The organism is Amycolatopsis silviterrae (assembly GCF_042684085.1).
In the GTDB taxonomy this organism is placed as follows: domain Bacteria; phylum Actinomycetota; class Actinomycetes; order Mycobacteriales; family Pseudonocardiaceae; genus Amycolatopsis; species Amycolatopsis silviterrae.
Map to the genome: position 1 here is coordinate 152,411 of NZ_JBHUKS010000017.1, position 24,860 is coordinate 177,270.

Annotated in this window: 24 protein-coding genes and 1 tRNA gene; 14 read left to right on the forward strand and 11 right to left on the reverse strand. The window is 70.5% G+C overall.

The window, feature by feature from the left end; genetic code table 11:
* Positions 1 to 79: 79 nt before the first annotated feature.
* On the forward strand, positions 80 to 967 hold the full coding sequence (locus ACFSVL_RS24935; protein ID WP_378307964.1) for a helix-turn-helix domain-containing protein: 888 nt from the start codon (positions 80 to 82) through the stop codon (positions 965 to 967).
* A 309-nt stretch (positions 968 to 1,276) separates the two neighbouring features.
* Positions 1,277 to 2,116 carry an SDR family oxidoreductase gene (locus tag ACFSVL_RS24940; RefSeq protein ID WP_378307965.1) on the forward strand — a complete coding sequence of 280 codons (840 nt, stop codon included), beginning with the start codon at positions 1,277 to 1,279 and terminating at the stop codon, positions 2,114 to 2,116.
* 388 nt (positions 2,117 to 2,504) lie between these two features.
* Here ACFSVL_RS24940 and ACFSVL_RS24945 read toward each other — a convergent pair.
* Positions 2,505 to 2,578 (reverse strand) — tRNA-Pro (locus ACFSVL_RS24945).
* A 187-nt stretch (positions 2,579 to 2,765) separates the two neighbouring features.
* Between ACFSVL_RS24945 and ACFSVL_RS24950 the strand changes: the two genes are divergently transcribed.
* Entirely contained in the window at positions 2,766 to 3,335 is a 570-nt protein-coding gene (locus ACFSVL_RS24950) for an RNA polymerase sigma factor (RefSeq protein ID WP_378307966.1), read from the forward strand.
* Positions 3,328 to 4,128 (forward strand): CU044_5270 family protein, encoded by an 801-nt coding sequence (locus ACFSVL_RS24955; protein ID WP_378307967.1) that lies wholly within the window; start codon positions 3,328 to 3,330, stop codon positions 4,126 to 4,128. Before ACFSVL_RS24950 ends, ACFSVL_RS24955 begins: the two co-directional genes overlap by 8 nt.
* Here ACFSVL_RS24955 and ACFSVL_RS24960 read toward each other — a convergent pair.
* Entirely contained in the window at positions 4,125 to 4,895 is a 771-nt protein-coding gene (locus tag ACFSVL_RS24960; protein WP_378307968.1) for an enoyl-CoA hydratase/isomerase family protein, read from the reverse strand. The two genes, ACFSVL_RS24955 and ACFSVL_RS24960, sit on opposite strands and share 4 nt — an antisense overlap.
* On the reverse strand, positions 4,892 to 5,782 hold the full coding sequence (locus tag ACFSVL_RS24965) for a PaaX family transcriptional regulator (RefSeq protein WP_378307969.1): 891 nt from the start codon (positions 5,780 to 5,782) through the stop codon (positions 4,892 to 4,894). The genes ACFSVL_RS24960 and ACFSVL_RS24965 overlap by 4 nt, the downstream gene beginning before the upstream one ends.
* Positions 5,783 to 5,903: 121 nt before the next feature.
* On the opposite strand from ACFSVL_RS24965, the gene ACFSVL_RS24970 reads away from it, so the two are divergent.
* Together ACFSVL_RS24970 and ACFSVL_RS24975 are read left to right on the forward strand one after the other, a co-directional pair.
* Positions 5,904 to 7,541 (forward strand): ABC-F family ATP-binding cassette domain-containing protein, encoded by a 1,638-nt coding sequence (locus ACFSVL_RS24970; RefSeq protein WP_378307970.1) that lies wholly within the window; start codon positions 5,904 to 5,906, stop codon positions 7,539 to 7,541.
* A 40-nt stretch (positions 7,542 to 7,581) separates the two neighbouring features.
* The gene (locus ACFSVL_RS24975; RefSeq protein ID WP_378307971.1) at positions 7,582 to 8,313 is read left to right on the forward strand and encodes a class I SAM-dependent methyltransferase; all 732 of its coding nucleotides are present in this window, start codon (positions 7,582 to 7,584) and stop codon (positions 8,311 to 8,313) included.
* A gap of 29 nt (positions 8,314 to 8,342) precedes the next feature.
* Here the strand turns inward: ACFSVL_RS24975 and ACFSVL_RS24980 are convergent, their stop codons facing one another.
* Together ACFSVL_RS24980 and ACFSVL_RS24985 are read right to left on the reverse strand one after the other, a co-directional pair.
* On the reverse strand, positions 8,343 to 8,732 hold the full coding sequence (locus ACFSVL_RS24980; protein WP_378307972.1) for a phosphotransferase-like protein: 390 nt from the start codon (positions 8,730 to 8,732) through the stop codon (positions 8,343 to 8,345).
* Positions 8,733 to 8,814: 82 nt separating this feature from the next.
* Positions 8,815 to 9,762 carry a methionyl-tRNA formyltransferase gene (locus ACFSVL_RS24985; protein WP_378307973.1) on the reverse strand — a complete coding sequence of 316 codons (948 nt, stop codon included), beginning with the start codon at positions 9,760 to 9,762 and terminating at the stop codon, positions 8,815 to 8,817.
* 139 nt (positions 9,763 to 9,901) lie between these two features.
* Here ACFSVL_RS24985 and ACFSVL_RS24990 point away from each other — a divergent pair, with 139 nt between their 5' ends.
* Both ACFSVL_RS24990 and ACFSVL_RS24995 read left to right on the forward strand, forming a co-directional pair.
* Positions 9,902 to 11,242: a lysine N(6)-hydroxylase/L-ornithine N(5)-oxygenase family protein gene (locus ACFSVL_RS24990; RefSeq protein ID WP_378307974.1), complete on the forward strand. Its 1,341-nt coding sequence runs from the start codon at positions 9,902 to 9,904 to the stop codon at positions 11,240 to 11,242.
* Positions 11,239 to 11,448: an MbtH family protein gene (locus ACFSVL_RS24995; protein WP_378307975.1), complete on the forward strand. Its 210-nt coding sequence runs from the start codon at positions 11,239 to 11,241 to the stop codon at positions 11,446 to 11,448. The genes ACFSVL_RS24990 and ACFSVL_RS24995 overlap by 4 nt, the downstream gene beginning before the upstream one ends.
* A gap of 64 nt (positions 11,449 to 11,512) precedes the next feature.
* Here the strand turns inward: ACFSVL_RS24995 and ACFSVL_RS25000 are convergent, their stop codons facing one another.
* The 3 genes from ACFSVL_RS25000 to ACFSVL_RS25010 all read right to left on the reverse strand — a co-directional run bounded on the left by ACFSVL_RS25000 (position 11,513) and on the right by ACFSVL_RS25010 (position 16,106).
* Positions 11,513 to 13,267 (reverse strand): ABC transporter ATP-binding protein, encoded by a 1,755-nt coding sequence (locus ACFSVL_RS25000; RefSeq protein ID WP_378307976.1) that lies wholly within the window; start codon positions 13,265 to 13,267, stop codon positions 11,513 to 11,515.
* Positions 13,264 to 14,952, reverse strand: a complete 1,689-nt coding sequence (locus ACFSVL_RS25005; RefSeq protein WP_378307977.1) for an ABC transporter ATP-binding protein — start codon at positions 14,950 to 14,952, stop codon at positions 13,264 to 13,266. Before ACFSVL_RS25005 ends, ACFSVL_RS25000 begins: the two co-directional genes overlap by 4 nt.
* A gap of 266 nt (positions 14,953 to 15,218) precedes the next feature.
* Positions 15,219 to 16,106 carry a hypothetical protein gene (locus ACFSVL_RS25010; RefSeq protein WP_378307978.1) on the reverse strand — a complete coding sequence of 296 codons (888 nt, stop codon included), beginning with the start codon at positions 16,104 to 16,106 and terminating at the stop codon, positions 15,219 to 15,221.
* 43 nt (positions 16,107 to 16,149) lie between these two features.
* Here ACFSVL_RS25010 and ACFSVL_RS25015 point away from each other — a divergent pair, with 43 nt between their 5' ends.
* From ACFSVL_RS25015 to ACFSVL_RS25040, 6 genes are all read left to right on the forward strand, one after another.
* Positions 16,150 to 16,650, forward strand: a complete 501-nt coding sequence (locus ACFSVL_RS25015) for a DinB family protein (protein WP_378307979.1) — start codon at positions 16,150 to 16,152, stop codon at positions 16,648 to 16,650.
* A gap of 15 nt (positions 16,651 to 16,665) precedes the next feature.
* Complete coding sequence (locus ACFSVL_RS25020) at positions 16,666 to 17,376, forward strand: MBL fold metallo-hydrolase (RefSeq protein WP_378307980.1); 711 nt, start codon at positions 16,666 to 16,668, stop codon at positions 17,374 to 17,376.
* 337 nt (positions 17,377 to 17,713) lie between these two features.
* Entirely contained in the window at positions 17,714 to 18,526 is an 813-nt protein-coding gene (locus tag ACFSVL_RS25025) for an ABC transporter permease (protein WP_378307981.1), read from the forward strand.
* Complete coding sequence (locus ACFSVL_RS25030) at positions 18,511 to 19,215, forward strand: ABC transporter ATP-binding protein (RefSeq protein ID WP_378307982.1); 705 nt, start codon at positions 18,511 to 18,513, stop codon at positions 19,213 to 19,215. The genes ACFSVL_RS25025 and ACFSVL_RS25030 overlap by 16 nt, the downstream gene beginning before the upstream one ends.
* A complete protein-coding gene (locus tag ACFSVL_RS25035; RefSeq protein ID WP_378307983.1) occupies positions 19,202 to 20,212 on the forward strand; it encodes an ABC transporter substrate-binding protein in 1,011 nt (336 codons plus the stop codon). The genes ACFSVL_RS25030 and ACFSVL_RS25035 overlap by 14 nt, the downstream gene beginning before the upstream one ends.
* Complete coding sequence (locus tag ACFSVL_RS25040; RefSeq protein WP_378307984.1) at positions 20,209 to 21,363, forward strand: LLM class flavin-dependent oxidoreductase; 1,155 nt, start codon at positions 20,209 to 20,211, stop codon at positions 21,361 to 21,363. Before ACFSVL_RS25035 ends, ACFSVL_RS25040 begins: the two co-directional genes overlap by 4 nt.
* A 255-nt stretch (positions 21,364 to 21,618) precedes the next feature.
* On the opposite strand, the gene ACFSVL_RS25045 is transcribed toward ACFSVL_RS25040, so the two are convergent.
* From ACFSVL_RS25045 to ACFSVL_RS25055, 3 genes are all read right to left on the reverse strand, one after another.
* Entirely contained in the window at positions 21,619 to 22,308 is a 690-nt protein-coding gene (locus tag ACFSVL_RS25045; RefSeq protein WP_378307985.1) for a GntR family transcriptional regulator, read from the reverse strand.
* A gap of 44 nt (positions 22,309 to 22,352) precedes the next feature.
* Positions 22,353 to 23,609, reverse strand: a complete 1,257-nt coding sequence (locus ACFSVL_RS25050) for an alpha-hydroxy acid oxidase (protein ID WP_378307986.1) — start codon at positions 23,607 to 23,609, stop codon at positions 22,353 to 22,355.
* A 160-nt stretch (positions 23,610 to 23,769) separates the two neighbouring features.
* Positions 23,770 to 24,705: a response regulator transcription factor gene (locus ACFSVL_RS25055; RefSeq protein ID WP_378307987.1), complete on the reverse strand. Its 936-nt coding sequence runs from the start codon at positions 24,703 to 24,705 to the stop codon at positions 23,770 to 23,772.
* Between the last annotated feature and the right edge of the window lie 155 nt (positions 24,706 to 24,860).

A 24,860-nucleotide genomic window follows, 5' to 3' on the forward strand; every position in this document is an offset into this window, starting at 1 on the left:
CCCTGTGCGACCTCGGACCCGGCAACCTAGGACGCACAGGTCCAGGCACCGGCCAGGAACGTCGGGGACACTGGACCGCATGGCCGACACCAACCGCGAACTCGCCGATTTCCTGCGGCGCGCCCGTGCCCAGGCCGACCCCGCGCGGGCCGGGCTGCCGCCGGACGGACGCGTCCGTCGCGTGCCGGGCCTGCGCCGCGAGGAAGTCGCCCGGTTGGCAGGCGTGTCGACCGACTACTACGCCCGTCTCGAGCAGGGACGACGCATCACCCCGTCCGCGGCAGTCGTGGCGGCGATCGGCCGCGCGCTCGAACTTGACGCTGCCGGACGTGCCCACCTCGAGGACCTCATCGGACACGCCACGGCGCCGGCTCGCCGACAAGCTCGGAGCGCGCAACGCATCCGTCCCGGTCTCTACCAGCTTCTTGACGCCCTCGACGGCGAGCCCGCGCTCGTACTCGGCCGTCGCACGGACATCCTGGCCGCCAACCGGATGGCCAAGGCACTGTTCGCCGACTTCGACCAGTTTCCGGCCGCCCAGCGCAACTACGCCCGCTGGATGTTCCTCGACAAGGACGCCCGATCGCTGTTCGTGGACTGGCCGGACCAAGCCAGGGCCGCCGTCGAGAACTTGCGGTTCGAAGTCGGGCGAGACCCCGACGACCGGGCGACCGCCGATCTGGTCGCCGAACTCCGCGCGCACAGCCGTGAATTCAGCGAGTGGTGGGAGCAGCATCGAGTGCACCAGCGCACGCACGGATCGAAACGGCTGCGCCACCCGCTCGTCGGGGACCTGACCGTCGAATACGAGACCCTCACCCCGCCCGGCGACCCGGACACGACCCTGTTCGTCTACACGACCCAAGAAGGATCATCGTCCCGGCGAGCCATGAACCTGCTCGCCAGCTGGACGGCGTCGACGACGGACACTGCCGCACCGCACCCGGACCGCGCTATTGAGCGATGAGGTCCGGTACCGAGGCAGTGCGCGGGAAGACGACAGTCTCGAAAGGGCGGCTAGCGAAGGCATTCTTCTCGTGGCTGCAGCAATCAACACAGGTTAGGTCCGAAGTGCTTGCCTGGGAGTCCGGGGCCGGTGGTCGCCGAATGCTTGGTCGTCGTCCTCGCGGCGGGCCCACTCGAACAGCAGGCCCGGGCTCTCGGTCTCGATTGCGGGTGGTGTTGCTAATGCCGCACATCGAGCGCCGCCGAGGCTTCGCCCCCGTCGCGCTCACGCTGTCGTCAATGCAGTTCACCTTGTGAGGAGAGAAGTTCCTTGTCTGATCGGAAAGTCGCGGTCGTCACCGGCACGTCGAGCGGGATCGGCCTGCACACGGCCGTCGGCCTGGCGCGGCGGGACATCCGCGTAGTGGCCACCATGCGGGACACCGGGAGAGCGGGGCAACTGCTCGACACCGCTGGGAAGGACGGCGTCGAACTGGCAGTGCGCGAACTGGACGTGACCGATCGCGATGCCCGGCTGCGGTGCCTCGACGAGGTCGTCGCGGAGTTCGGGACGATCGACATTCTCGTCAACAACGCCGGGATCAGCGTCGCGGGCAGCCTGGAGCAACTCGACGACGCGGCGTTGCAGAAGCAGTTCGAGGTGAACTTCCTCGGCGTGGCAGCGCTCACCCGGCAGGCGCTCGGGCCCATGCGGCGAGCCGGTTCCGGCCGGATCGTCACCGTCACCAGCAACGGCGGCGTCATCGGTGAACCTTTCCTGGACGCCTACTGCGCCTCGAAGTTCGCCGTCGAGGGCTTGATGCAGTCCTTGGCGCCCGTCGCCGCGCAATTCGGGATCGCGGTGAGCGTGGTCGAGCCCGCCGCGGTCGAGACCAATATCGTGCAGAACACCGACCTGCGCTGCCTCGGCACGGATCCGGACGGACAATACGGTCCGCTGACCGAGAAGTTCCTCCGCTTCGTCGCCGAAGGTTTCGGGACACCGCAGTCGCCTGAGGACGCCGCGGCCGTCGTCGTCGAAGCCGCCACCAGCGACACGCCCCGGTTCCGGTGGCAGACCTCCGAGGCCGCGGTCGAGTCGGTCGGCCTTTCCCTGCGCGACATGGACGGCAGCACCGTCGTATCGGCGACGAGCGACATCCTGCGTTAGCCAGGAACTGGTGGCGAGTGCTGGCTCCCGACTTCCGGTGAGCGGGGGCTAGCGCCCGCCACGACTTGCGGCATACCGGGTTGACGTGGACGGCGGATGCCGGTGCACCACCTGAGGAAGATCGCGGGCCACGGTTCGCTTACTACGACACAGCGGTACTTGCATCCGGATCGGCAGTCGGGGATGGATGCGGGGGAGTTGCTGACGAAGCATCTGCGATCACCGCGACCGGCCCGGCTCCATGCGGTCTGACGGAGCGAATGTTGGATGTGGTCCCCAAATGGTCCCCAAGCCTCAACACCGGCACCCAGGCGCAAGATCAAACCCCGGAAGCAAAAAAGCCGCCCGACCTGGGCTCTCACCCAAGCCAAGCGGCTCGTTCGTCCGGTCGGGCTGACAGGATTTGAACCTGCGACCCCTTGACCCCCAGTCAAGTGCGCTACCAAACTGCGCCACAGCCCGGAATCCGCATTCCCCGGAGGAACCCCCGCGAAGTGCGATGCGACTACTCTAGCGGGTCCCCCAACCGGCCCCGCAACGAGGTCTCCTTTGCCGTCTGACCTGCGCAAACCCTGCACCGTGAACTCAAACCCGGCAGAGTGCGGACAACAGGGTGGACAGGGCAGGACAACCGGGGAGGGGCTACGGGGTGACCGAAGACGACGACGCCGGCGTGATCAGGCGGTCGGTCGGCGAGCCGGAGGCGTTTGCGGGGATTTTCGACCGCCATGCGCCCTTCATCCACCGGTATCTCGCTCGCCGGCTCGGGCGGGACGTTGCCGATGACGCGCTCGCTGAGACGTTTCTGGCGGCATTCCGCAAGAGGAGCCGCTACGACCTGGCCAGGTCGGATGCGCGGCCCTGGCTTTACGGCATCGCCACCAACGTCGTGAAGCAGCACCGGCGGGACGAGGTCCGTGAATACCGTCTCCTCCGGGCGGTGGGGCCGCAGCAGCCCGCGCAGGCGCACGACGAGGACGTAACCAAACGGGTGGTCGCGGTGGCGCGTGGGCCGGAGTTGGGGGCGGCACTGGCGGCGCTCGCGGAGGGGGACCGGGACGTCGTGGTGCTGACGGCTACCGAAGGGCTGTCCTACGAGGAAGTCGCTGAGGCGCTGGGCATTCCGGTCGGCACTGTCCGTTCCCGGCTGAATCGCGCCCGCCGGAAGTTGCGGGACGCGCTTGGCACTGACTCTGAGGAGGTTTCCGTCCATGGATGAGATGAAGCTGCTCCGCGAGCGGACGGCGGACGTTCCCTTGCCCGCGCTGGACGATCTGGCGCCGGTGAGGGAGAAGCTGCTTGCGGAGGCGCGGGCGGAGGGCAAGCCGAACAAGGCGAAGTGGGCCATCGGCATTGCGGCGGCAGCAGCGGCGGCGGCGGCGATCGTGCCCTTGAGCAGCGGCGGGCAGCCGGCCGCGGCAGACCCGGTCAAGGTGTTGCATGACGCGGCGCAGGCGGCGTTGCGGAAGCCGGACATGCCGCCGGGGCCGGGGCAGTTCCTTTACGTCAAAAAGCAGACGTCCCAAGGCACCCGCGAGGAGTGGCTGTCGGGGGACGGCGAGCGGGACGGGTATGTCCGGCAAGAAGGCAAGGGGATGCCGGTGCCGGTTTGTGTGGACGGGAAGTGCCACCCTGTCGGCGAGAAGGTGCCAGAAAAACAGCCGTGTCAGAAGGAGCCTGCGTACAAGAAGGGGGCGCCGGAGACGGCTGGTGCGATGTATCAGTATCTCGGCGGCGGGTCGGCGGCGATGGGGGAGAACTTCAGCCAGATCGCGAGTGAGACGTACCTCGAACCCAAGGCCCGCGCGGCGATGTATGACGCGGTGGCGCAGGTAAGCGGGCTCAGCGCGGTGGAGAACGCGCGGGACGCGGCGGGGCGGCAAGGGGTCGGGGTGAGCTGGGACGGCACGACGCTGGTGTTCGACCCGGCGACGCACGCGTATTTGGGCACCACGAAGGAAGCCCTGGTCTCGTACGGGATTGTCGACCGGGCTGGGCAGCTGCCGGGTTAGCGGCCGGTGAACCGGGCCTTGCCGGGGCCGTCGGTGAGGAAGGACTTCACGGCGTTGCGCAGGTCTTCGGTGCGGTAGAGGTCCGCGGCGATGGTCGTGACGTGCTCGTTCGCCTCCGGGACGCCGCCGTGTTCGAAGTGCGCCAGGATGCGCTTCGTCGCGGCGTGTGCCCGGGTGGGGCCTTCGGCGAGCTGGCGGGTGAATTCCCGGGCGGCGGCGTCGAAACCTTCGTCGGGCAGGACGCGGTTGACGACGTTCCAGCGCTCCAGCGTGGCTGCGTCAAAGGGCTCGCCGGTGAAGACGAACTCCTTCGCGCGGGCCACGCCGGCGCGGGCGGCCAGGCGCTGGGTGCCGCCCATGGTGGGGGTGAGGCCGACGACCTTCTCGACCAGGCCGAATTTCGCCCGGGAAGAAGCCAGCAGCAGATCACAGGCCATGGCGACCTCGAACGCCCAGGTGAGGCACAGGCCGTGCGCGGCGAAAACCGTCGGGAACGGCAGTGCGGCAAGGCGATCGGGCACGGTCAGCAGCTCGTCGAAGAGCACCTTGGCTTCCTCGGGCGAAGACTGCGCGTCGAAGAGCGCCACGTCGACGCCGCCGCTCACGACCCGGCCTTCGGCGCGGATCAGCAGGGCGCGGGCGGGGGTTTCCTCCAGCGACCCGATCGCGTCGAGCAGGGCGTCCTGCAGCGGCCTGGTGTAGAGGTTGAGCGGCGGCTCGTCGATGGTGAGCACGGCAAGCCCGCCGTCGCGGTCCAACCGGGTCATGCTTGCTCCTCGTTCGCGGTGAGTTGATCCCAGTACGCCTGCGCGGCGGGACGCCATTCCACGTGCTTGCGGTGGAACAGCTCGGCCGCCTTGGCTCCGCTCCAGCCCGCGGGCAGCAGTTCGGCGGGCAGTTGCGGGTCGAGGAACGGGAATCGCCGCCACTCGTGCACCAGTTCGGTCTGCGCGCGCAGCACCGCCTGCTCGCCGGACGGCGTCACGCCGGTGAAACGGTCGATGAAGTCCTCGTACCGGTCGGTCAGTTCGGACAGGTCCCACGACCGCTCGACCATGCTCTCCTGGCCGCCGATCGCGCCGTACTCCGCGGTGAACGACATCGCCTGCGCTTCGAGGCCGAGGTCGGCGACGATCTTCTGCGCCTCGGGCTCGCGGCTCGGGTCGGGGCTCACCCAGACGCCCGCGACCGGGGAGCCGAACCCGGCCCAGGTGAGGCGGGTGCGCAGCCGGTGCCGCAGGTCGCGTTTCGCCTCCGGCACCGAGACGATCAGCATCAGCCAGGTGTTCTCCCAGGCGTGCGCGTCGCGGCCGAAGGCGTATATGCGCTCGGCGCCCTCGGTGAGCAGCCGTCGTCCGGGCGGGGTCAGCGACCAGCGGACGCGGCGGCCGATGCGCTCGGACACCAGCCAGCCCTCGGCCGCGGACCGGGCCAGCGCCTGCCGCGCCGACTTCTCCTCGATGTCGAGCATGCCGAGCGATTCGACCAGCATGGACGTCCACACCGGACGGTCGCGGGGCAGCACGTACTCGCCCAGCACGGTCATCAGCAGCGACCGCGCGCTGGCGTGGCTCACCTCGCGACGCCTGCTGACGGTTGGCCGGGGAGCCCGCTGTTTCCCCCGGCCGAACGGGACCGGGGCGGGTTCCGCCATCGCGTTTCACCGACCTCACTGCTCTCGTTGGACCCGGCAACCCGCCCAGAGTACCCACTCCCAGTGACGAAGCCGACACGCGGCACGCGGCGCGGGCGGTCCCCGTAAACTCGGCTCCGATATGAGCGCCACACTCGTCGCGAAGGACCTGGCCGCGGGCCACGGTGACCGCGTTCTCTTCTCCGGTCTTGATCTCGTCGTCGTCCCGGGCGAGGTGATCGGGCTGGTCGGCGTCAACGGCGCCGGCAAGTCCACCTTGCTGCGCACGCTGGCCGGGCTGGCCCGCCCGGAATCCGGCGAGATCCGGCTCAACCCGCCGACCGCCACCGTCGGGCATCTCCCGCAGGAGCCCGAGAGGCGGCCGGGGGAGTCGGTGCGCGCCTTCCTCTCCCGGCGCACCGGCGTCGCGACCGCGCAGACCGCGCTCGACGCGGCGACGGACGCGCTGACCGCGGGCCTGGACGGCGCCGACGACGCCTACGGCACCGCGCTCGACCGCTGGCTCGCGCTGGGCGGAGCCGACCTCGACGACCGGGCCGGCGAGGTCGCCGCGGACCTCGGGCTGGCGGTCGACCTCGACCAGCCGATGGTGTCGCTGTCGGGCGGGCAGGCCGCGCGCGCCGGGCTGGCGTCGCTGCTGCTGAGCCGCTACGACATCTTCCTGCTCGACGAGCCGACGAACGACCTCGACCTCGACGGCCTCGCCCGGCTGGAGCGGTTCGTCACCGGGCTGCGCGGCGGAACCGTGCTGGTGAGCCACGATCGCGAGTTCCTCGCCCGCACGGTCGACCGCGTGGTGGAGCTGGACCTGGCGCAGCAGCAGGTGAAGGCGTACGGCGGCGGGTACGAGTCCTATTTGGAGGAACGGGCGGTCGCGCGGCGGCACGCGCGTGAGGACTACGAGGAATATGCCAGCACCCGTGCGTCGCTGGAGGCCCGGGCGGGCATGCAGCGCGCGTGGATGGAGAAGGGCGTCAAGAACGCCCGGCGCAAGGCGACCGACAACGACAAGATCGGCCGCAAGTTCCGCAGCGAGGCCACGGAGAAACAGGCCTCGAAGGCGCGCCAGACCGACCGGATGATCGAGCGGCTCGAGGTGGTCGAGGAACCGCGCAAGGAGTGGGAGCTGCGGATGGAGATCGCGGCCGCTCCGCGCGCGGGCGCGGTGGTCGCGACGCTGCGGGGCGCGGTGGTGCGGCGCGGCGGGTTCACGCTCGGGCCGGTGGATCTGCAGATCGACTGGGCGGACAAGGTCGCCATCACCGGCGCGAACGGCGCGGGCAAGTCCACCTTGCTCGCCGCGCTGCTCGGCCGGCTGCCGCTGGACGAGGGCAATGCCGCGCTGGGGCCGGGCGTCGTGGTCGGCGAGGTCGACCAGGCGCGGCGGCTGTTCCTCGGCGACGTCCCGCTCGCGGAGGCGTTCGCGCACGAGGTGCCGTCGCTCGCGGACGCGGAAGTCCGTACGCTGCTGGCGAAATTCGGGCTCAAGGCCGCGCACGTGCTGCGGTCGGCAGCGACGCTTTCGCCCGGCGAGCGCACCCGCGCGGCGCTGGCGCTGCTGCAGGCGCGCGGCGTGAACCTGCTGGTGCTGGACGAGCCGACCAACCACCTCGACCTGCCCGCGATCGAACAGCTCGAGTCCGCTTTGGACAGTTACCCTGGCACGCTGCTGCTGGTGACGCACGACCGCCGGATGCTCGACGCGGTTGCGGTGACCCGCCGCCTGGAAGTGGACGGCGGCAAGGTTTCCGAGCGTTAGTCGGTGCCGCTGGCGCTTGCGGCTGAGTACGGTCGGCTGAGTGGATTTCACCGAGGACGACGCTGCGGCCGTGTACGACGTGACCAACCCCTGGCGGGCCGAGCCAGGCACCAGCGACGGGTTCTACACCGGGCACGCGACGGCGGCGCAGTCGGTGCTGGACGTCGGCTGCGGCACCGGGCAGATGCTGCGTTCGCTGCGCGAGCAAGGACATCACGGACGCCTGACCGGCATCGACCCGGACGCCGCGGCGCTGCGGCGGGCGCGGCGCCGGGCGGACGTCGAATGGGTCGAGGGCCCGGCGGCGGACATCCCGTGGCGCGCGGAATTCGCATTGGCGACCATGGCGAACAACGCTTTCCAGTGTTTGGTGACCGACGCGGACATCGCCGCTTCGCTCACCGCGATCCGCGCCGCGCTGGTCGACGGCGGCCAGTTCGTCTTCGAGACGCGGCATCCGCAGGCTCGCGCGTGGGAGGTCTGGGCCACTGCCGAGCCGGTGCCGTTCGAGTACGCCGGACGTCAGCTGGTGTCGTGGTGGCAGGTCGAATCCGCTGACGACGGCGTCGTGACCTTCACCGAAACCGTCGGCGAACCCGATCGGACCCCGCTGCGCACCGACCGCGCGACGCTGCGGTTCCTCGACGTCGACCCGCTCAACGCCGCGCTGCGCCGAGCCGGGTTCGCTGTCGAGAACCAGTACGGCGACTTCGGCGGCGGCCCGCTCACCGCGGACAGCCGGTCGATCGTCACCGTTGCGAGGGCTGCCTAGTGCGCTGGAAAGGCCCACCGGGTCGCCGATCAGCTGACCTGTGCGGCGATGGTCCGTGCGCACTCCAACGACTCGGTGCGAGTGGTGTCCACCTCCACGTCGTAGACCATGCCCCGGTGGACGACCTCCGCCTGGGACGCCGCCATGCCGATGGCCCGGGCACCCGCACGGGCCATCGCGGCGACCCCCTCGATCCATGCCGCTTCCAGCGTCCGGAACTCCGGCCCGACGATCACCTGTCCGTCCGGAGCGAACTCGATCCCGGCGTTCGACGCCCGCATGGACGCGGGCATCGCCGCAACCAGTGTGTCCGTCCCGAGGGCCAGCCACGGATCCGGCAGGACTGCCTGCAGGCATCGAACGATCCCGGACTTCCCCGAGCTGGAACCACCGTTGAGAAGGATCACCTCAGTCGACACCACGTCACGGTAGAGGCGCCGCAACAACGCTCGAAACGGATTTCCGTGAACGCCGCACCGCCTGCCGCAGCCCGGTGAAGCACTAGGGACGATCGGTGAGGTAGCCGCCCATGGTCGTGAAGTACTCCGTCGCGGGAAGTTCGCGGTCGTCGGCCGTGCGGACGCGTTCGATGCGCAACCCGGGCGATTTGCCGCGGCGCGCCTCGGGACCCGCGACGATCACCACGCCCTCGCCTTCGCGGATGAAGATCCGGCCGGGCGTTCCGCCGTAGTGGCCGTCCGAAACCGAAGCGCGCACGATGCGCAGCTGTTCGCCGCGGTGGTAGGTGAACGCGTTCGGGTACGGGTCGGATTGGGCGCGCACGAGGCGGTCCAGCTCTTCGGCGGACCAGGTCCAGTCGATGCGGCTGTCGCGCGGGGCACGCTTGTGGAAGAAGCTCGCCTTCGACCGGTCCTGCGCGATCGGGACCATTGTGCCGGATCCGATCAGGCCCAAGGCCTCCGTCACGAGCGGTTCGATGAGGTCCACGGTGCGGTGGAACAGATCCGTGGCGGTGTCGCGCGGGCCGACCGCGACGGCGCGCTGGGCCACGATGTCGCCCGCGTCGAGTTCGCCGTTCATCATGTGCGCGGTGACGCCGACCTCCGGCTCCCCGTTGATCAGCGCCCAGATGATGGGGGAGAAGCCGGCGTAGGCGGGCAGCAGCGAATCGTGGACGTTGAGCGTGCCGTGGCGCGGCAGGTCGAAGATCTCCGGCGGCAGCCAGGTGCGCCAGTTGTTCGCGACGATCAGGTCCAGGTCGGCGGCCTTCAGCTCGGCGAGCAGTTCGGCGTCGTCCGGGCGGGTGCGCAGCAGTGTGCGGATCCCGTTCGACTCGGCCAGGTCCGCCACCGAGTCGCTCCAGATCCGCTCGTAGGCGTGGTCGCTCGGCGGGTGGGTGACCACCAGCCGCACGTCGTGGCCCGCGTCGAGGAGGGCTTTCAGGGTGCGGTGTCCCCAGGTCTGGTAGCCGAACATGGCCACGCGCATCGGCGGTGCACCTTTCGTGGTCGGGACGAACATCACCCAGACAGTACTAGTTGAGGCTTACCTAAGTTAGGTTAGGGTTTCTTGAACCAGTGGTCAGTCGAGAAACGGCGATGCGGCAGTGCCGCGCTAGGGGACTTTCATGTCACGAGCAGGGGCCGGGAGCAGCCAGGTGCCGGTGTACGACGTGGTCGGAGTCGGGTTCGGGCCGTCCAATCTGGCGCTCGCGATCGCCCTCGCCGAGCACAACGCGGGCTCGGGCGAGACGGTCACGGCGCATTTCCTGGAGCGCCAGCCCCGGTTCGGCTGGCATCGCGGGATGCTGATCGACACCGCGACCATGCAGGTGTCGTTCCTCAAGGACCTCGCGACGATGCGGAACCCGGCGAGCGCGTTCACCTTCCTGAACTACCTGCACGAGAAGGGGCGGCTGGTCGATTTCATCAACCACAAGACCCTGTTCCCGCTGCGCGTGGAGTTCCACGACTACTTCGAGTGGGCCGCGGCGAAGGTCGACGACCTGGTGTCCTACGGCAGCGAGGTCGTTTCGGTCGAGCCGGTGCACGACGGCGGCGAGGTCGCGTACTTCGACGTCCGTGCCGAGGTGGACGGCGAGATCACCGAGCTGCGCGCCCGGAATCTGGTGCTGGGCACCGGATTGCGCGCGAAGCTGCCGGACGGGGTCGTCGCCGGGGAGCGGATCTGGCACAACAGCGAACTGCTGCACCGCGTGGAGTCGTTGCGCGGAACGGACGCGCGCCGGTTCGTCGTGATCGGCGCCGGCCAAAGCGCCGCCGAGGTCGCTGCCTTGCTGCACGACGAATTCCCGCGCGCCGAGGTGTGCGCGGTGTTCGCCCGCTACGGCTACAGCCCCGCCGACGACAGCGCGTTCGCCAACCGGATCTTCGATCCCGAAGCGGTCGATTCCTTCTACGCGGCAAGCGAACCGGTTAAGGAACGCCTGATGCGCTACCACGGCGCGACGAACTACTCGGCGGTCGACCTGGACCTCATCGACGAGCTGTACCGGCGGCGGTACCAGGAAAAGGTGCTTGGGGTGGAACGGTTGCGCTTCTTCAATGTGTCGCGGCCCGTCGAAGTTGCTGACCAGGGCACGCACGTGCGCGCGACCGTCGAATCGCTGGCGACCGGCGAGCGTTCGGTGCTGGACGCCGACGCCGTCATCTACGCGACCGGCTATCACCCCGCAGACCCGACCCCGTTGCTCGGTGCCCTTGCCGCGCAATGCCGCCGAGACGGCGAAGGCCGGTTGAAGGTCGAACGGGACTACCGGATCACTACCGATCCCAGCGTGCGCGGCGGGCTCTACCTGCAGGGCGGCACCGAGCACACGCACGGCATCACGTCGTCGCTGCTCTCGAACACTGCGGTGCGCGTCGGGGAGATTCTGCAGTCCATTGTGGACCGTCGGCCTGCGGGCGCGGATCCCGTCGAGTACGCGGTGAGCGGGCAGGCGCTGTGACGAACCCCTTCGAGAACCCCGACGGCGTGTACCGGGTCCTGGTGAACGACGAGGGCCAGCACAGCCTGTGGCCGGACTTCGTCGCCGTCCCGGAAGGCTGGCGAACCACCTTCGGCCCGGCCGAGAGGCAAGCCTGTCTGGACCACATCGAGCGAACGTGGACCGACCTTCGTCCCCGCTCGCTGATCAACCCCGCCGAGTCCTGACGTTCCGTGAAGGACTCCTTCCGGGACTTAGATTCCCTCAAGGAGTCCTTCACGGACCACTCGGTCAGCCGCGCAATCCGGACCAGGCCGCCCACAGCGCGGCGTACTGGCCCCCGGAGGCGACTAGTTCCTCGTGCGTCCCCGATTCGACGACAACCCCGGCGTCCAGGACGACGATGCGGTCCGACGCGGCTGCCTGCGTGAGGCGGTGCGCCACGATCAGCCCGGTGCGGCCTTCCAGCGCCGCCCCCGCCGCGGCCTCCAGCGCCTTGGCCCCCGCGCTGCCTGCCTCCGCCGTAGCCTCGTCGAGAATCGCCACCGGCGGATCGGCCAGCACCAGCCGGACCAGGGCGAGTTGCTGCGCCTGCGTAACCGTCAGCCGATGCCCGCCCTCGCCGACGACGGTGGACAGCCCCTCCGGCAGCCCCTCGGCCCATTCGAGCGCACCCACCTTCGCCAGCGCGTCCCGCAGCTCATCCTCACTGGCGTCAGGAGCAGCCAGCCGGAGATCCTCCGCCAAGGTCCCGCTGAAGACATGCACTTCCTGGCTGATCAACCCCACCGCCCGTCGAGCGCCGAGCGGGCCGAGCTGTTCAAGCGGAACACCACCGATCGACACCGCTCCGCTGCTCGCCTGATGAATCCCGGCGATCAGCTTCGCCAGCGTCGTCTTCCCGGCCCCGCTCGCCCCGACCAGCGCGACCCGTTCGCCGGGAGCCACTTCGAGATCGACGTCCCGCAGCACCGGATGACCGTCCACATAGGAATGACCGACCCCGGCAGCCTTCACTGACGCGTCGACCGGCCGTCCTGCCCGGCTCGGTTCGGCGGGCACCGGGAGATCCGCCACCCCGACCAAACGGGCCAAGCTCGCCGCTGCGGCCTGCGCGTCGTCCACCAGCGCGAGCGCGGTATTGATCGGTCCGAAGAGACTGTGAAAGTACAACGCGGCCGCGGTCGCCACCCCGACCGTCGCGAGATTCGCCCCCACCAGCAGAAAACCGGCCGCCAGCACCGCCGACAGCCCGACGAACTCGGCGAGGTTCAACCGTCCGTAGAACCGCGTGGCGAGCCGGACCCCGCGCAAAGCCAGCTCCACCGCGCCATTCGAGCGAGACCGGACCCGGTCGACGTGCGCGTCCGCGAGCCGGAACGCGCGGACGGTCTTAGCGCCGCCGATGGTGTCGAGAAGTTGCTGCTGCTGCGCGCCGACCGCAGCCCGCTGGGCGGCATACAACGGCGTCGCGCGCCGGACGTACCAGCGGACGGTATGCAGCTGGATCGGGACGGCCAGCAAAGCCGCAGCGAGGAATCGCCAGTCGAGGACCGCCATCGCGACGAGCGTGAGCACAATCGTCAGCACCGACCGGGCCAGCGCGGGCAGTGCTTGCCGGACCGCGTCGGCGACCACCGAGACGTCATTGGTGACCCGCGCGGTCAGATCCCCGGAACCCGCCTTCTCGACCTGCTCCAGCGGCAGCCCGAGCGCCCGGTCGATGAACCGTTCCCGCAGGTCGGCGAGCATCGTCTCGCCGAGGCGGGCCAGCATCGAGACGCCGACGGCCGTGGCGATCGCCGACGTGACCGCGACCAGCACCAGGCCGACGACCGGATATACCAGCGCGGACGCCGGCTCGTGGCTCGCGACGAGATCGACGACCCTGCCGAGCAGGGGAGCGGTGAGCAGCCCGATCGCGGTCGCCCCGACCACGAAGCCGAACGACCCGGCCGCGCGGCCTTTCGCCTGGCGCACCAGGTCGAGCAGGACGGCGCGGATCCGCGGCCCGTCCGCGACCGGCAGAAGTTCGCGTTCGGTCATGAGAGCACCGCCGCTCGGTAGGCTGCTTCATCGCGGACAAGGTCGGCGTGACTGCCTTCCGCGACGACCCGGCCGTCTTCGATCAAGACGACTCGGTCCGTCGCTGCCAGCAGGGCCGGGCTGGTGGTGACCACGATCGTCGTCCGGTCCCGCCGGAGCTGTGCGACTCCGGTAGCGATGCGGGCTTCGGTGACAGTGTCGACGGCCGTGGTCGGATCGTGCAGCACCAAAACCGGCGCCTCGGTGGCGAGGGCGCGCGCGAGGGCGACCCGTTGCCGCTGCCCGCCGGACAGGGAACGCCCGCGTTCGGTGACGGTGGTGGCCGTGCCGGAGGGGAGGGTCGCGGCGACCTCGTCGGCGGCCGAGGCGGTGAGGACCCCCTCGGGGACGGCGGGCATTCCGCCGCGGACGTTGTCTTCCACGGTGCCCTCGAAGAGATCCGTGTCGTGCGCGGCGACGAGGACGACCTCGCGGACCCGGTCTGGATCCACTGTGGACAGATGCACGGTGTCGACCTGGACGGTGCCGTCGCGAGGATCGGCGAAGCGGCCGAGGCAGTCGAGGAGGTCGGTGGCCGTGGCTGGGTCGCTGGTGACGACGCCGAGCAGTTCGCCGGGCGGGACGGTGAGGTCGAGGCCGCGGAGTTTGCCGTGGGAGACAGCGGAAAGCGTCACGTTGCCGCTCGGCGGGGAGGGCAGCTCGCCGGTGCCGTCCGGGACTGCGGGCGGCGCGCTGAGCACGGCGGCGACCCGGCTGGCGGAGGCGCGGCCCTGGGCGAGCTGGCCGTTGACCCAGGCGAAGATGGTGAACGGCGTCTGCAGGAACTGCGCCAGCCCGACCGCCGCGACGAGGTCGCCGACGGAGATCTCGCCGTTCGCCGCGAGCGAGCCGCCGACGAGGGCGACGATCGCGATGAAGATCCCGGTGAGCGCGAGCAGCGCGCCGTTGTGCCACGCCTGCGCCCGGGCGGCGCGGATGGTCGCCCGCAGGGAATCGCGGCTGGTGCGCCGGTACCGCGCGGTCGCCGCCGGTTCCGCGCCGATGCCCTTCAGCACCCGAAGCCCGCTGACGAGATCGGCCGCGACGCCCGAGGCGTGCGCGGCGCGTTCCTGTTCCAGCTCGCTGCGCTTCTCCAGCGGTTTGCCGATGAGGTGGGCGAGGAACAGCAGCGGCGGGGTGCCGAGGAGAACGAGCAGCCCGAGCGGCACCGACATCCGGATGAGCACGACCGCGCTCACGACGAGCCCGGCGAACGCCGCGATCCCGAACGGCAGCACCGCGTTGATGATCCCGACCCGGCGGGCGTCCGAGGTGCCGACGCTCACCAGTTCCCCGGCCAGCGCCCCGGTTTCCGCGCCGCCGCGCGGATGCAGGACCCGCCGGCTGACGGCGAGCCGGATCTCGTGCGCGGCCCGCTCGGACGCGCGCTCGGCGGCCCGCGCGCCGAAGCGGTAGCTGTAGGAGAGCACGAGGAAGACGAGCGCGAGCACGCCCAGCCAGCCGAGCAGGGTGAGCACCGAACTGTCGGCGACGGCCCGGTCCAGGACGACGCCGATCACCACCGGGACGAGGGCTTCGCCGCCTTGGTGACCGGCGGCGAGGACGGAGGCGGCCAGGACGGATTTTCGCTGGCCGGTGATGGCGCCGCGGAGGACGGCCCGGCCGGTGGCGGGGGTGGTGGTCACGGGCGGCTCCGGGGTGGGCGGGCGGTTTTCTGGCGCCGGGTGGTCGTGCCGCGCGGGACGTCCTGGCTGGTCGCGGGTGCGGTGGTCACGGGCGGCTCCGTGCCGGGCGGACCGGCTTCTGGCGCCCGGTGGCCGCGTCATCTCCAGTCCTGGGTGCGGTGCTGGTCACCGGCGCCTCCGTTCGTGCAGGCGAGGCCGGTCCGTTCGCCGGTTCTTCGCTTTCGTCCCGCCTAGGAAGGGTAGCCTAACCTCGCGCCGGAGAAGCTTTACCGGCGGGCGTCCCGGCCAGCGGGCTCGGTCTCCGAGGGCTCCTCGGCCGAGGCAGCAGCCGGTTCGGGTTCGCCGAAGCGGGCCAGCGCCAGTGCGGCCGCCACCGCGAGCACGAATCCGAGCAGCGCGACCACCGCGAAGCCGGGCCGGGTCCGGTCGCCGAGCAGCAGGACGCCGATCAGCGACGGCATGACCGTTTCGCCGAGCACCATCATCGCGGTGGCTGTTGTGACGCTGCCGCGTTGCAGGGCGGTTGCGAAGAACAGCATGGCCAGCGCGCCCGCGACAGCGACGACGTACAGCGCGGGGTCGCGCAGCAGGTCCAGCGGCGCGAGGCTCGGGATGACCCGGCCGGCCACCGCGACCAGGCCGAAGCACAGACCGGCGACCAGTCCGAGTCCGGCGGTGCGGACGCGGTCTCCGGCGCGGCCGACCAGCAGCCCGGCGATCCCGAGGACGACCGCGGCACCGGCCAGGGTCAGCCGGAAGCCCAGGGCGACCTCGCTGGAGCCCTCGCTTTCCGCGGAAGAACCGAGCAGCGCGAGCCCAGCGCACACCACGCCCACGGCGGTCCATTCCCGCGCGCCGAGCCGGACACCGAACACCCGCACCGCGACGGCCGTCACCGCGAGGCTCGCGGCTTGCGTGGCCTGCACGAGAAACAGCGGCAGCACGTGCAGAGCAGCGATCTGTGCGACGAAACCGACGCCGTCGAGCAGCAGGCCGACGACGAACTTCCACTGCCGCAGCACCCGCAGCAGCAACCGCGGGTCGACTCCGGTGCCGCCGTCGTCCGGAGTGGCCTTCGCGGCCACCGCCTGCATGACCGAAGCGACGCCATAGGCCACTGCGGACAGCAGCGCGCACAGAAATCCCCACACCATGACGCCGAGACTATTCCTCTCTCGCACCAGTAGGGTCGTGGCCATGGCGGAGGTAGAACGCGTCTGGCCGGATCCGCTCGACGGCGACGAACTGACGGTGCAGACGCGGTTCCTCGGCTTCCTCCGGGCGACCGCCGTGCAGAAGGTCACCGGCCTGACTCGCGCGCAGGCCGCCGCGACGCCGTTGCCGAGTTCGCCGCGGACCAGCGCGCTGGGCGTGCTCAAGCACCTGACCGCGGTCGAGCGGTGGTGGCTGGTGATCGAGGCGGGCGGCTCCGCCGAGCCGTCGCTGTGGCCGGGCTCGCCGGACCCGAGCTGGGACCTGACGCCCGAAGACGACGTAACCGGCGTGGTCGAGGCTTACCGCGCCGAGTGGGCCCGGTCGGCGGCGGCGCTGGCCGGGCTGGTGCCGGAGGACCGGACGCGGCGGTCCGGGGAGTTCACCGTCCGCTGGGTGCTGGCGCACGTCGTGCAGGAGACCGCGCGACACGTCGGGCACCTCGACGCGCTGCGGGAACTGGCCGACGGCTCTGTCGGGGAGTGACGTTACGCTGCGGGCATGGCAGACCAGCTCTACTTCCGCCAGTTGCTCGCCGGCCGCGACTTCGCCGTCGGGGACCCCGTCGCGACCCAGATGGTGAATTTCGCTTACCTGATCGGGGACCGCGAATCGGGCGAGGCGGTGCTGGTCGACCCGGCGTACGCGGTCGGCGACCTGGTCGAGACGCTCGAAGCCGACGGGATGCGGCTCACCGGCGTGCTCGCGACGCACCATCACCCCGACCACGTCGGCGGCGACATGATGGGCTTCTCGCTGCCGGGCATCGCGGAACTGCTCGCGCTGCGGCCAGTCCCGATCCACGTCAACGCGCAGGAAACCGAGTGGGTCCGCCGGGTGACCGGGGTGTCCGACACCGACCTGCGCGCGCACGACCACGACGACGTGGTGACCGTCGGCTCGATCGACATCCGGCTGCTCCACACGCCGGGGCACACCCCGGGCAGCCAGTGCTTCCTGGTCGGCGACCGGCTGGTGTCGGGGGACACGCTGTTCCTGGAAGGCTGCGGCCGGACCGACTTCCCGGGCGGCGACGCGGACGCGATTTTCCGCAGCCTGCAATGGCTGGCGACGCTGCCGGGCGACCCGGTGGTGTATCCGGGGCACCAGTACTCGCCGGAATCGTCGGCGGCGCTTTCGCGGGTGAAGGGCACGAATTTCGTGTTCCGGCCGCGGTCGCTGGAGGAATGGCGGCTGATGTTCGGCGGCTGATCGCCGTTTCCGTCCGGCGAAGCCCTCCCGGCGTTCGCCCGCCGCGCGGTGCCCGGTGTTCGGCGACGGGGCGGGAAACCCGTCCCGCATCCCGGGCATCCGCGGCCCCGCCCGGTGAACAAAACCCGTACACCGCCGCACCGGTTCCAGTGCGTGAGAGCGCTCCGGCGCGACATTGACTTCACCCGTCCGGGGATCGAAGCTCGGGGGCATGAAGCGCGGCGTCCTCCTCGTGTGCCGCCTGCACGTCGACCTCCGGCAGCAGGCGAGCGCGGTCTGTCTGTCCCGCCGCTGAATCCCTTTCCCTGAACCGAAAACCCCCACCCGGGAGAAATCCGTGTCGATTTCCACCACGGGCGTGCTGCCGCGCGCCGAAACGGCCGGGCCGAAGCGCGCGCCGCGGCGGCTGCCGTCGCTGCGCCGCTGGATCAGCCCGGTCGCGCTGGTGCTCGCGTGGCAGATCGCCAGCTCGACCGGCGCGCTGCCGCCCGACAAGCTCAGCTCGCCCTGGACCGTCCTGCAGGCCGGCGTCGACGTCGCCCGCAGCGGCGAACTCGGCAGCGCGTTCGTCGTTTCGCTGGGCCGCGTCGGCGCGGGGTTCGCGCTCGGGGCGCTCGCCGGGCTGCTGCTCGGGACGATCGCCGGGCTGTCCCGCTGGGGCGAGGCGCTGGTCGACCCGCCGGTGCAGATGCTGCGCACCCTGCCGTTCCTCGGATTGATCCCGTTGTTCATCCTGTGGTTCGGGATCGGCGAGGAGACCAAGATCTTCCTGGTCGCCCTCGGCGTCGCGTTTCCGCTGTACCTGAATGTCCACTCGGGAATCCGCACCGCCGATCCGCAGCTGGTGGAGGCCGCGCGGGCGCTGGGTTTCACCCGGAGCGAACGGCTGTGGCACGTCGTGCTGCCGGGTGCGCTGCCGCAGGCGCTGGTCGGGCTGCGGCAGTCGCTCGGCGTCGCTTGGCTCGCGCTGATCGTCGGCGAGACGGTGAACGCGGACGCCGGCATCGGCTACCTCATCAACAACGCCCGCGAGTTCCTGCGCACCGACGTCGTGGTGGTCGGGCTCGTGGTCTACGCCGTGCTGGGCCTCGTCACCGACGCGCTCGTCCGGCTGCTCGAAAGGAGGGCCTTGCGATGGCGAGCCCGGTAGTCGAAGTGCGTGACCTCGTCAAGAAATTCGGCGATCGAACTGTCCTCAATAGACTCAACCTGGACATCGGGCGCGGCGAGTTCGTCGCGCTGCTCGGGCGGAGCGGGTCCGGGAAGTCGACGCTGCTGAAGGTTCTGGCCGGTCTGGACCAGGAAGTCGAGGGCACGGCCAGCGTCGGCGGCACGGTTTCGGTGGCGTTCCAGCAGCCGCGGCTGCTGCCGTGGCGCAAGGTCTGGCGGAACATCGTGCTCGGCCTGCATCAGGACAACGACCGTGCGGTGGCGGAGAAAGCGCTGGCGGAGGTACGGCTGTCGGAGCACGCCGACAAGTGGCCGCTCACGCTGTCCGGCGGTGAGGCGCAACGGGTTTCGCTCGCCCGGGCGCTGGTCCGCGAGCCGGATCTGCTGTTGCTGGACGAACCCTTCGGCGCGCTCGACGCGTTGACCCGGCTGGCGATGCACCGGCTCGTCGAGGATCTGTGGCGCACCCACCAGCCCGCCGTGCTGCTGGTGACCCACGACGTCGACGAGGCGCTCGTGCTCGCGGACCGGATCCTCGTCCTCGGCGAGGGCCACATCGTCGCCGAACACGTCCTCGGCCAGCCGCGTCCGCGGAAGGCCGCCGACCACGCCGAGGTGCGCAGCCGCGTCCTGGCCGATCTGGGAGTGACCGAAGGTGCACCTGCGTAACGTCCTGGCCGCCGCGCTTTTGCTGACCGGGCTGGCCGCCTGCTCTTCGTCCACTTCGGACGGTCGTGCGCCGGTGCCGGCTGCGGTGTCGCCCGCTGAACTGAAGAAGGTGACGCTGCGCGTCGGCGATCAGAAGGGCGGGGTGAAATCCCTGCTCACGGCGGCGAATCAGCTGAGCGGGACGCCGTATCGGATCGAGTGGTCCACCTTCACGTCCGGGCCTCCGTTGCTGGAGGCGGCGTCGGCGGGCGCGATCGACATCGGCCGGGTGGGCAACACGCCGCCGATTTTCGCGGCCGCTTCGAAGGCGAAGATCTCCGTCGTGAGCGTCGCGAAGAGCAACGTGGAGCGGGAAACTATCCTGGTGCCGCCGGATTCGCCGCTGCACGACGTCGCGTCGCTGCGAGGCAAGACCGTCGGCGTGGCGAAGGGGAGTTCGGCGCACGGCCAGCTGCTCAACACGCTGAAGAAGGCCGGTCTGTCCACAAAGGACATCAAGCTCTCGTTCCTGCAGCCGTCCGAAGCCTTCGCCGCGTTCACCCAGCACCAGATCGACGCGTGGGCGATCTGGGATCCGTACACCGCACAGGCCCAGATCGACGCGCACGCCCGGGTGCTCGCCGACGGCCGCGGCGCTTCGAACGGGCTCGCCTTCGAGACCGCCAGCACCACCGCGCTCGCCGATCCGGGCAAGAACTCGGCGATCAAGGACTTCGTGCAGCGCGTCGTGAAAGCCCAGCTGTGGTCCAATTCGCACCCGGACGAATGGGCGCGGGCGTGGGCGGCGGAGACCGGGTTGAAGCCCGAGGTGGCGAAGAAGGCCGTCTCCGCCGGGCGCGACCGGCCGATCCCGCTGGACGATTCCGTCGTCGCTTCCGAACAGCAGCTTTCCGACGCGTTCACGAGCGAGGGCACGCTGCCCGGGAAGGTCGACTTCGCGGCGTTCGTCGACCGCCGTTACGGGCCCGACATCGAGGCCGCGAGGAGGAACGGATGAGCGTGAAACTGCACTGGTTCCTGCCGACCAGCGGGGACGGCCGGACGATCGTGGAACGCTTCCACGCCAACAAATCCCAGGGCCCGAGCGCGCAACGCCCGGCGGACCTGGAGTATCTCGGGCAGGTCGCGCGCGCGGCGGAGCGGCTCGGCTTCGAGGGCGTGCTGACGCCGACCGGGACCTGGTGCGAGGACGCTTGGCTGACCACCGCCGCGCTGATCCGCGAGACGAGCCGGCTGAAGTTCCTGGTCGCGTTCCGGCCGGGCGTCATCTCGCCGACGCTCGCCGCGCAGATGGCGGGCACGTTCCAGCGGCTGTCCGGCGGGCGGGTCCTGCTGAACATCGTGACCGGCGGCGACGAGATCGAACAACGCCGCTTCGGCGACTGGCACGACCACGACGCCCGCTACGCCCGGACCGACGAGTTCCTGTCGATCGTGCGCGGCGTGTGGTCGGGCAAGCCGTTCGACTTCGCTGGCGACCATCTGCGCGTAGAAGGAGCCACGACGCTCGCCGCACCGGATCCGGTGCCACCGCTGTACTTCGGCGGTTCTTCGGCGGCGGCGCTCCCGGTCGCCGCCCGGCACGCGGACGTCTACCTGACGTGGGGCGAGCCGCCCGCGCAGGTGGCGGAGAAGATCGGCAAGGTGCGGGAGCTGGCGGAGGCGGCCGGCCGCACGGTGCGGTTCGGCGTCCGGCTGCACACGATCGCGCGCGACACGTCGGCGGAGGCTTGGGCGGAGGCGCAGAAGCTGCTCGACGCGTTGAACCCGGAGCAGATCGCGAAGGCACAGGCTCAGTTGGCGGCGAGCGGGTCGGTGGGGCAGCAGCGGATGGTCGCCCTTCACGGCGGCAAGGCCGGGAGTTCCGCGCGGGACCTGGAGATCCACCCGCATCTGTGGGCGGGGATCGGGCTGGTGCGCGGTGGGGCCGGGACTGCGCTGGTGGGCAGTCACGCGGAGATCGCGGATCTGATCGAGGAGTATCACGCGGCTGGGGTGTCGGAGTTCGTGTTGTCCGGGTATCCGCATCTGGAGGAGGCGTACTGGTTCGGGGAGGGCGTCCGGCCGGAGTTGGCGCGGCGCGGGTTGCTCGCCGAGGTGCCGGTGCCGTGGGCGGTGCCGGGGGAGAGGGCGGTGGCGGCGCAGTAGGGCCTCGTGAGTGGCGATGCCGGTTAGAACCGGGATTGCCGCTCACGACGTCCCCGGCGCTGAGCGGTGCGTCGGCGGTGTGGGTGCCAGGCGGTCGCGTGGGGCCTCGTGAGTGGCGATGCCGGTTAGCACCGGCTGCGCCGCGCACGAGGCCTCCGTGCGCTCAGGCCTGCGCGGGCGGCGTCGGTGATGTGGTGCTGGGCGGCCAGTCTGGGGGTCGTGAGTGTTTATCCCGGTTAGAACCGGGATTGCCGCTCACGACGCCCCAGCGCCGAGGTCGCCCGGCAGAAGATGCGGTGCCCCGCTCCGTCGGCGCAAAGCCAGGTGCATCGCCGCCCGGCCGCCGAGTTCCAGGTCGTCTTCCAGGGCCTTCAGCGCGGTCTCCCCGCCGGCGCGGAGCTGGCCGACCAGGTGCCGGTGCATGGCCGCCATTTGCGAGGTGGAGTATTCCGCCCGGATGGTCGCGAGCATGCAGTTGAGTTCGTTCTCGCAGGCCCGGTGCGCCGCCAGCACCCGAGGGTTCCCGCTGGCGGCGACGATTTCCGCGTGCACCGCGCTGTGTGCCTCGATCACCTGCCGCCACGGCGTCGCGGCGGTCATCGCTTCGAGGCGCTGCACGGCCTCGTCGACGGCGACGAAATCCGCGTTCCGCAGCAGGGCCAGCCGGAGTGCGCCCAGTTCCAGGATGGACCGGTACGAGCACATCGCGTCGATGCGTTCGGCGGTCACCGCGGGCACGACGATTCCCTTGTTGCGCTGGTGTTCGAGCAGCCCCTCGGACACCAGCGTCTGCAGTCCGGACCGGACCGAATGGCGGCCGGCGCCGAAACGGGCGCTCAGTGATTCTTCGGTGAGCCGGGTTCCGGGTTCGAGGACGCCGTCGAGGAGATCGTCGCGGAGGGCCTGCGCGATGCCGCTCGGCGTGCTGCCCGCCTGATCGCGCACTTCGCCACTCGTTTCAGCAGAACGTCCCACCGCCACCGCCGATCTTAACCGAGGCCGCGCAGCGACGCGTGGTCCGCGTTGATCTCGTCGGTGCGCTTGACGCCGAGAAGCCGGAGCGTCCGCGTGTATTCCGCGCTCAGGATCTCGATCGCGCGGTCGACGCCTTGCTCGCCCGCCGCCATCAGGCCGTACAGATAGGCCCGCCCGACCATCGCGGCCGACGCTCCGAGTGCCCGCGCGGCGACCAGGTCGGCACCGGTGCGGACGCCGGTGTCGAGGATGACCTCGCAGTCGTCTCCGACGGCGTCGACGACGCGCGGCAGCAGTTCGAGCGGGGTGGGTGCGCGGTCTAGTTGCCGGCCGCCGTGGTTCGAGAGCACCAGTGCGTCGACGCCGGAGGCGGCCATCTCCTTGGCGTCCGCGACGCTCTGGATCCCTTTGACGATCAGCTTTCCCGGCCACAGCCCGCGCAGCCACCGGAGGTCGGCGACGGTCAGGGAGGGGTCGAACATCGTGCCGATCAGCTCTTCGACCGTGCCGTCGAAGTTGTTCAGCGCGGCGAACTGCAGCGGTTCGGTGGTCAGCAGGTTCAGCCACCAGGACGGCCGGACCGCGATCCCGGCGAGCGTGCGGACGGTCAGCGTCGGCGGGATCGTCAGTCCATTGCGGACGTCGCGCATCCGGGCCCCGCCGATGGGGGTGTCGACGGTCAGCACGAGCGCCTCGTACCCGGCTTGCGCCGCGCGTTCGACCAGGGCTTCGCTCGCGGCGCGGTCCTTCCACAGATAGAGCTGGAACCACTGCCGCGCGCTCGGTGCGCAGTCCCGGACGTCTTCGAGGTCAGTGGTGCCCATCGTCGAGAGCACGTAAGGGATTCCGGCGCGGGCGGCCGCGCGGGCGACGGCGATCTCGCCCTCGTGGTGCATCATGCGCGTGAAACCAGTGGGCGCGAGCACCAGCGGCAGGGCGGACTGTCCACCGAGGACAGTCGTCGCCGGGTCCACCTCCGTGACGTCCTGCAGCACGCGCGGATGCAACTCGACGTTCTCGAACGCCCGCCGCGCCCGGCCGATGCTGATCTCCTGCTCCGCCGCGCCGTCCACGTAGTCGAACACCGGCCGCGGCGTGCGGCGGCGGGCGATGGTGCGCAGGTCGTCGATAGTGTGCGCGGTGGCGAGGCGGTGCTCGCGGACGTCGAACCTCGGCTGCCGGAACTTGAGCAGCGGCCGGATCTCGGACGGCCGGGGCAGCCGCCGCTTGATCGCCCGCCGGGGCAGGTGCTCGGGTTCGAACGTGGTCATCCGCTGCCTCCTGATCACCGGGAAACCCGGCGAGATCCGTACACAATGTGTGCCCCGTAAAGCCGGGGCGGTACGGGAGTTTCAGAACTTATGGGCAGGAGGAGTCAAGCACGGCCGGGCCATGATCGCAAGGATTGTGACACAATCTCGGCGGCAGGAATCAGCCGCAGGCCGCCCGCAGGGCACCGAGGGTGTCGAGGTCGTGTTCGAGCGCGTGCCGGGCCAGCGCGGTCCGATTCGGGCAGCCGAGCTTCACCAGTGCCGACTCGACGTGGCTGCGCACCGTCCGGACCGCGATCCCCAGCGCCGCCGCGATCCGCTCGTTCGACCACCCGCGCGCCACCAGCCCGACCACGTCCAGCTCACGCACGGTCAACAGCTCGGGAACGCGGGAGAGCCGCAGCAGCACCCCGTCCGGACGACGTACCCGTGCCCGCACCCGCCACCACTCGCCGCCCGCGTCCCGGTGCCGGAACCGGACGGCACCGCCAAGGGCGCAGTCCGCGGCGAGCCGGATTTCCCGCTCGTTCAGCGGAATCTGCGCGACCGCGGAGCGCACCTCGATCTGCGTCCGCGAAACGAACAGGACGACGTCGGCCGCGGCGTCGCCGGGTTCGACACCGGGGTCGGTCAACGCGCCGAGGTCATGCGACAGCATCGTGAGCGCGAGGACGGAGCCGTCGTCCAGCGGCCGGTCGTGCGTCGAACTCAAGGCCACGAAGGGCTGCCCGGCACCCGGCGCGAGCGGCAGCGTGATCCCTTCGCGGAAACCGTACGGTTGAATGCCTTCCCGGTACGTCCTGGTCTCGCGGACCTCCGGGATGTCGACGAAGCGCAGCGGCAGGCCCATCCGGACCGCGCGCTGGTGGATCGGGCATTTCCACCGGTAGGTCGTCGTGATGTAGCCGAGCGCGGCCGCCGGGTAGCCGAGGTTGACCGTCGCGGTGCGCTGTTTGCTGCCGCTCACCAGCGCGGCGCACTCGAAATCGAGCTTGTCCCGCACCGCACGCAGCGGCGTTTCGACAGGCAGTTCGCCGCGGCCGGCCGCACGCACTTCCCGGGCGAACTGGGCCCACCACTGCACATCCGCGGTCATCTTCGAACCTCCGCTGCCGGAGGCGAGCATGAACGCCCGCTGTCCGGAATGTCAACGGGGACACACATCCGCGGCGGCGGCGGAACGGCTTTTAGGCCGATGCGGCCGCCCCCGCCCGCTCCTAGCGTTCTGGATCCCCGGCGCAAAGGAGATCG

Excerpts from the sequence above, each read along its gene's own strand:
- ACFSVL_RS24935 (WP_378307964.1), top strand. The coding sequence starts at position 80 with ATGGCCGACACCAACCGCGAACTCGCCGATTTCCTGCGGCGCGCCCGT.
- ACFSVL_RS24955 (WP_378307967.1), top strand. The coding sequence starts at position 3,328 with ATGGATGAGATGAAGCTGCTCCGCGAGCGGACGGCGGACGTTCCCTTG.
- ACFSVL_RS24960 (WP_378307968.1), bottom strand. The coding sequence starts at position 4,895 with ATGACCCGGTTGGACCGCGACGGCGGGCTTGCCGTGCTCACCATCGAC.
- ACFSVL_RS24965 (WP_378307969.1), bottom strand. The coding sequence starts at position 5,782 with ATGGCGGAACCCGCCCCGGTCCCGTTCGGCCGGGGGAAACAGCGGGCT.
- ACFSVL_RS24970 (WP_378307970.1), top strand. The coding sequence starts at position 5,904 with ATGAGCGCCACACTCGTCGCGAAGGACCTGGCCGCGGGCCACGGTGAC.
- ACFSVL_RS24985 (WP_378307973.1), bottom strand. The coding sequence starts at position 9,762 with ATGCGCGTGGCCATGTTCGGCTACCAGACCTGGGGACACCGCACCCTG.
- ACFSVL_RS24990 (WP_378307974.1), top strand. The coding sequence starts at position 9,902 with ATGTCACGAGCAGGGGCCGGGAGCAGCCAGGTGCCGGTGTACGACGTG.
- ACFSVL_RS25000 (WP_378307976.1), bottom strand. The coding sequence starts at position 13,267 with ATGACCGAACGCGAACTTCTGCCGGTCGCGGACGGGCCGCGGATCCGC.
- ACFSVL_RS25010 (WP_378307978.1), bottom strand. The coding sequence starts at position 16,106 with ATGGTGTGGGGATTTCTGTGCGCGCTGCTGTCCGCAGTGGCCTATGGC.
- ACFSVL_RS25015 (WP_378307979.1), top strand. The coding sequence starts at position 16,150 with ATGGCGGAGGTAGAACGCGTCTGGCCGGATCCGCTCGACGGCGACGAA.
- ACFSVL_RS25020 (WP_378307980.1), top strand. The coding sequence starts at position 16,666 with ATGGCAGACCAGCTCTACTTCCGCCAGTTGCTCGCCGGCCGCGACTTC.
- ACFSVL_RS25030 (WP_378307982.1), top strand. The coding sequence starts at position 18,511 with ATGGCGAGCCCGGTAGTCGAAGTGCGTGACCTCGTCAAGAAATTCGGC.
- ACFSVL_RS25040 (WP_378307984.1), top strand. The coding sequence starts at position 20,209 with ATGAGCGTGAAACTGCACTGGTTCCTGCCGACCAGCGGGGACGGCCGG.
- ACFSVL_RS25050 (WP_378307986.1), bottom strand. The coding sequence starts at position 23,609 with ATGACCACGTTCGAACCCGAGCACCTGCCCCGGCGGGCGATCAAGCGG.
- ACFSVL_RS25055 (WP_378307987.1), bottom strand. The coding sequence starts at position 24,705 with ATGACCGCGGATGTGCAGTGGTGGGCCCAGTTCGCCCGGGAAGTGCGT.